Genomic DNA, 5,606 nt, shown 5'->3' with positions numbered 1-5,606 from the left:
TCTTGTGTCGGCACGTCCATCACTACTGTCCGAATGTCCACGCGAACCATCGTCTGTATCAATGGGATGACGATGATCAGCCCGGGGCCTTTCACCTTATAGAATCGCCCGAGCAGGAAAATGACGCCGCGTTCATACTCTCGCAGGATGCGGAAGGTGCTGATCAGCAGGGCGAGGACCAGTACAACCATACTGATGTAAAAATATAGTGTGATCATTGGGGATCTCCCGTTGTTGGACGGTCGTCTTTGGCAACCTCCAGTAACAATCCTCTTACGCTGAGGATCGTTACCTGTTCACCTGCGTTGATCGGAGACGTGGCTTGAGCGTTCCAGATCTCGCCGTGTAGTTGGACCTTGCCCAGTTCATGAAAGTCTTCCAGCGCTAGGGCTTTGGCGCCAATCAGCATGCTGGTACCGCTGACTAATGTGCTGCGTCGCGAGCGCAGTGCCAGCGCCAGCACAAATACGCACAGTCCTCCGGTGACGGCGGTAAAGGCCGCAATAACCGGTATCGCAATTTGAAACGCGGGTAGCTCGGTATCCATCAGCAGGACGGAGCCAATGGCAAATGAGATCGCGCCACCGATACCAAAAATACCGAAACTGGGGGACATGGCTTCAGTGACCATCAGTCCGACACCCAGTGCAATCAGGGCCAGCCCGGCGTAACTCACGGGCAGGAGCTGGAAGGCGTAGAGTGCGATGAGTAAGCTGATACCTCCGATCACACCGGGTAGCCCTACACCAGGGTTATAGAACTCCAGCAAAAGACCATAGAGGCCGGCGAGCATAAGGATATAGGCCACGTTCGGGTTGGTGATAACCGCGAGAAAATCGTAGCGCCAGTCGGTGGTGACTTCGTAGAGACGAACATCGGTTGTGCGGAGCTGATAAGGCTGGTCTTTTACCTTGATTTCCCGTCCATCCAGCTGCCGTAACAGATCATTCAGGTCATTGGCCATCAGATCGATAACCCCCTCTTTCAGCGCTTGTGAGGCGCTCAGGCTGGCGGCATCGCGAACCGCCTTTTCAGCCCAGTCCGCGTTACGTCCGTGCAAGTCGGCCAGTCCACGGATGTAGGCGGCGGCATCGTTCATGATCTTTTTTTGCATCGGATTATGGGCGGCGGCACCGAGGTTGTCGTCTTTTTCATCTTGTTTGGTTGGATCTCTGGGCTGCGGGGGTGTCATTCCTATCTGTACCGGGGTCGCTGCCCCGAGATTGGTTGCCGGTGCCATCGCGGCGATGTGGCTGGCGTACAGCAGGTAAGTTCCGGCGCTGGCGGCACGGGCCCCTTTAGGATGAACAAAGGTGGCAACAGGCACGGGGGAATCAATAATGGCCTGAATCATGTTGCGCATTGATGTATCGAGACCGCCGGGCGTATCCAGATGCAGAACTAACAGGTGGGCTTTTTTCTCATTGGCGTCGCTCAGTGTACGGACCAGCAGATCACCGCTGGCAGGACCAATAACACCGGATATCTTCAAGTGCCATATGTCACGGCTGGTTGTGTCCTGAGCCAGAATGGATGGCATCGCCAAACCAATCAAAAGCAGAAGTGAGCAGATCATCCATGACAGATATGTTCGTATCGGCACGGCCTAAATCCTGCTGTTGGATATACAGCAAGTATAGCGGGTCATTTTTCTAAGAGCGGAAGCCGTGAATGAACGCCGTCCCAATCTATATCAATAGTGGGGCTTTCCGCCTTTCTAATCTCCCGTTCATGCTCTAATCTGGCAGATACGGTGAAATTTTGTCCAGGAGCCTCCGGGGCAAACATGATACGCGTCTTCGGGGAGCTGAATTGCTATGCAGCCACAACTTGCCGGTTTTTTACCACGTGAGCATCTGCAGCAGCTGGTGGATCTGTTACAGCTGCACGACTATGAGGTATTTGGACCTCAAGTGCGTGACGGCGCCATTGTGTATCTCAACCTGCAGGATGTAGCCCAGTTGCCGCAGGGGGTTAATGATCATCAGGCCGCGGGGTACTATCGTCTCAGGAATACACCCTCAGTGCGTTATTTTGACTGGGCGAATGGTCCCGAGTCACTCAAGCCGTTTCTATTTGCCCCGCGAGAGGTGATCTGGCAGGCCCGCCGTTCGAGCGAGGGTGCCATTGAATTTATTCCACCAGAGCCGGTCATCCAGAAGCGAGCGGTGTTAGGTGTCAGGGCCTGTGATCTTGCTGGTCTGCGGTTACAAGATCTGCATTTCCTCAAAAGTGAATTCAAAGACCCTTGGTATGAAGCGCGGCGCAAGGGGTTATTCCTGATCTCGGTTAACTGCGCGCGTCCCGCCGATACCTGTTTTTGTGCATCAACGGGTGACGGCCCTGCGGCCGGGATGGGATTTGATCTGAACCTGACTGAGTTAGATGACGGATTCCTGATTGAAGTGGGCAGTGATGAGGCCGAAGACTTGATCGCAACGCTTCGTCTGAAGCCCGCGTCAGAAGAACAACTGTCTGCACAATATGCGCAGTATAAGCACGCCGTTGAGGTGCAGCAGCGTGCTCTGCCTGATATCCCGCTGATGAACATTTTGCAAAACAACCACGACCATCCGCGTTGGGATGATATTGCGGAACGGTGTTTAGCCTGTGGTAACTGCACCCAAGTGTGTCCCAGTTGTTTCTGTCACAGTGAGGGTGATGTGGTCACGCTGGATGGTGAGCAGAGTGACCATGTGCGTGAATGGGATTCTTGTTTCACCGCTGATCATGGCTACTTAGCGGGATTTCAGGTGCGTCCTGACACTAAGAGCCGTTACCGCCAATGGATGACACACAAGCTGGATAGCTGGCACGCGCAATATGGACGTAGTGGTTGCGTCGGGTGTGGGCGCTGTACAACCTGGTGTCCCGCTGAGATCGATTTCGTGAAGGAAGCACGCATTGTTAGCGGGGAGGATGAGGTATGAGTGAGGTGTGTCTCCCTGGAACCGATCCGATCAGTGCCACGTTACCCATAGCGGCAGAGGTGGTGGCGTTTGTGCAGGAATCTCCCAGTATTTTTACCCTGCGGTTACGGCTGGTCGATCCGGATCAGCGCGCTGCGTATCGTTTTGTCCCCGGCCAGTTCAATATGTTGTACCTGTTTGGCGTGGGTGAAGTGCCGATCTCTATTGTCTCCGATCCACAGGATGAAACCCTAATTGATCACACGATTCGCGCGGTGGGTCGTGTCACGGATGGTTTGGCGAAGCTGCGTGAGGGCGATCAGCTCGGTTTACGAGGCCCTTTTGGTCGGGGATGGCCGATGGCTGAGGCGGAAGGCAAGGACGTCATGATTGTGACGGGTGGGCTTGGCTGTGCCCCCGTGGTTGCCGTGATCAACTATGTGCTGATGCGACGACAGCATTTTGGTCAACTGACCATCATTCAGGGGGTTAAACACTCTGATGAGTTGATCTGGCGTGCGCGATATGACTATTGGAACAGTTTGCCTAAAACGCAGGTGCTGATTGCCGCCGATCACGGTGGCACGCTCTGGCCCTATCACCACGGGCGTGTGACGGAAGTATTTGATCAGTCTCAGGGTGATCCGGCTAATACGATTGCCATGTTGTGTGGCCCCGAAGGCATGTTGAAAGCGGCCAGCGAAAAACTGATGGCGATGGGGGTGATAGAGGATCAGATCTATCTCAGTATGGAGCGCAACATGCAGTGTGCGATTGGGCATTGTGGACACTGCCAGTACGGGGCTGATTTTGTTTGCAAAGATGGGCCGGTATTCGCTTATCCACAGGTCAAAGCGTTTTTGGGCATGCGAGGGATTTGATATGAGCCATAAACCACGGATCGCGGTGCATAAGTTTAGTTCCTGTGATGGGTGTCAGTTGGCCTTTCTCAATATGGGGGCTGGATTGCTGGAGCTTTCGGAGCAGTTGGATATTGTGCACTTTGCTGAAGCCGGACCGTTGGCAGAAGACTACCGGGTCGATATTGCCTTTGTTGAAGGCAGTGTCGTCACCGCACATGATGTGGAACGTATTCAGCGTATTCGTGCCAACAGTGACTATTTGGTCACCATCGGGGCGTGTGCGACCTCCGGAGGAATTCAGGCGCTGAAGAACCTGGCGCATGATCGTGAGCACTGGCCGGCACAGATCTATACCCACCCTGAGTATATCGATAGTCTGCCCGAGTCCCAGCCGATTAGTGATCACGTCAAAGTGGACTTCGAGTTGTGGGGATGTCCGATCAATAGTGAGCAAGTTGTTGCGGCGGTTGGCAGTTTATTGCAAGACGTTGTGCCGAAAGATAATACTGAGAAGCTTTGTCTGGAGTGCAAGCGTCAACGCGTGGTCTGTACCTTGGTGACTCAGGGTGAGCCTTGTATGGGACCAGTAACACGCACGGGGTGTGGTGCGTTGTGTCCAAGCTTTGGACGTGACTGCTACGGATGTTACGGACCTGCAGAGAACAGTAATGCGGCAGGTCTGGCGCGACGTTTTTCAGGGCTGGGACTGATGCCTGATGAAGTATCGCGACGTATGCATTTTATTCACCCGGTCGCGCCTGATTTTGACTGCATTCCGGTGTTGCAGGAGCGATGCGATGACTAAGCGCAATATATCCATCAAAGTCCCCATTCTGGCCCGCGTTGAAGGTGAGGGGGCTTTGCATCTGGAGATCAGAGACAACCGGATCGAACGTTTGCAGTTCAGCATCTATGAGCCGCCCCGCTTTTTTGAGAAGTTTCTGGAAGGACGCAGTTACACCGAAATACCGGATATTGTGGCGCGTATCTGCGGTATCTGTCCGGTGGCGTATCAGGTCAGCGCGGTGAATGCGATTGAATCGGCATTTGATATTGATGTGGGGCCTTGGGTAAGGCAGATGCGTCGTCTGCTCTATCTGGGGGAGTGGATTGAAAGTCACGCCCTGCATATCCATCTGTTGGCCGCGCCGGATTTCTTTGGTTGCGACAGCGGCATTGCATTGGCAAAAGCCCATCCCCACGAGGTGAAACGCGGGTTGCAGTTGCAAGGTTTGGGTAACGAACTGCTGCGATTGATGGGGGGACGTTCGGTACATCCGATTGGTGTGAGGGTAGGTGGTTTTCATAAAGCCCCTGAGCTGATCGCCGTCGAACGCCTATTGGATAAGTTGTATAAGGCCTTACCTGAAGCAGAGGCCATGGTGGACTGGGTCGCGATGATTGATCTGCCTGAAGCGCAGCAGGATTTTCAGAGTGTGGCGCTGACCGCGAATGATTATGCGATCGAAAATGGTCAGTTAAAAACCTCATCGGGTTTGCTGCTGACACCCGAGCAATATGAACAGCACTTCAGTGAGATGCATGCGCCACACTCTACGGCCCTATGGAGCCTGTGCGATGGTAAGCCCTATCTTGTCGGACCACTGGCACGGATGAATCTGAACCACAGTACCTTACACGGTGCGGATGCCCATCAGTTCTCTCGCTATGCCGGACGTTTCCCCAGCCTTAATATGTTTGACAGCATGCTCGCGCGAGCCCTTGAGATCTGCTTTGCATTGCGTGAAGCGATTCGTATTCTTGAGCAATACCAAATGCCCTCTGCACCTTGTGTTGAGTTCGAAGCAAAAGCCGGTCACGGGGCAGGTTGGAG

6 protein-coding genes are annotated in these 5,606 nt (G+C 53.9%); 4 read left to right on the top strand and 2 right to left on the bottom strand.

Annotated features, from left to right (window positions below; all coding sequences use genetic code 11):
• Together ABYW01_RS12630 and ABYW01_RS12625 are read right to left on the bottom strand one after the other, a co-directional pair.
• The coding region (locus ABYW01_RS12630; protein WP_372833201.1) for an SPFH domain-containing protein at positions 1–218 on the bottom strand (218 nt) is incomplete at its 3' end.
• Positions 215–1,603 carry a nodulation protein NfeD gene (locus tag ABYW01_RS12625; RefSeq protein WP_372833200.1) on the bottom strand — a complete coding sequence of 463 codons (1,389 nt, stop codon included), beginning with the start codon at positions 1,601–1,603 and terminating at the stop codon, positions 215–217. The genes ABYW01_RS12630 and ABYW01_RS12625, both read right to left, overlap by 4 nt.
• 214 nt (positions 1,604–1,817) lie before the next feature.
• Here ABYW01_RS12625 and ABYW01_RS12620 point away from each other — a divergent pair, with 214 nt between their 5' ends.
• The 4 genes from ABYW01_RS12620 to ABYW01_RS12605 all read left to right on the top strand — a co-directional run.
• Entirely contained in the window at positions 1,818–2,930 is a 1,113-nt protein-coding gene (locus ABYW01_RS12620) for a 4Fe-4S dicluster domain-containing protein (protein WP_372833198.1), read from the top strand.
• Positions 2,927–3,790: an FAD/NAD(P)-binding protein gene (locus ABYW01_RS12615; RefSeq protein WP_372833195.1), complete on the top strand. Its 864-nt coding sequence runs from the start codon at positions 2,927–2,929 to the stop codon at positions 3,788–3,790. The genes ABYW01_RS12620 and ABYW01_RS12615 overlap by 4 nt, the downstream gene beginning before the upstream one ends.
• Position 3,791: 1 nt before the next feature.
• Positions 3,792–4,577, top strand: a complete 786-nt coding sequence (locus ABYW01_RS12610) for a sulfhydrogenase subunit delta (RefSeq protein WP_372833192.1) — start codon at positions 3,792–3,794, stop codon at positions 4,575–4,577.
• Positions 4,570–5,606: Ni/Fe hydrogenase subunit alpha (locus ABYW01_RS12605; protein ID WP_372833190.1), on the top strand; the 1,037-nt coding region annotated here is incomplete at its 3' end. The genes ABYW01_RS12610 and ABYW01_RS12605, both read left to right, overlap by 8 nt.

It is taken from the genome of Pontibacterium sp. (genome assembly GCF_041587635.1).
In the GTDB taxonomy this organism is placed as follows: domain Bacteria; phylum Pseudomonadota; class Gammaproteobacteria; order Pseudomonadales; family Balneatricaceae; genus Pontibacterium.
This window is presented reverse-complemented; position numbering and strand designations above follow the sequence as displayed.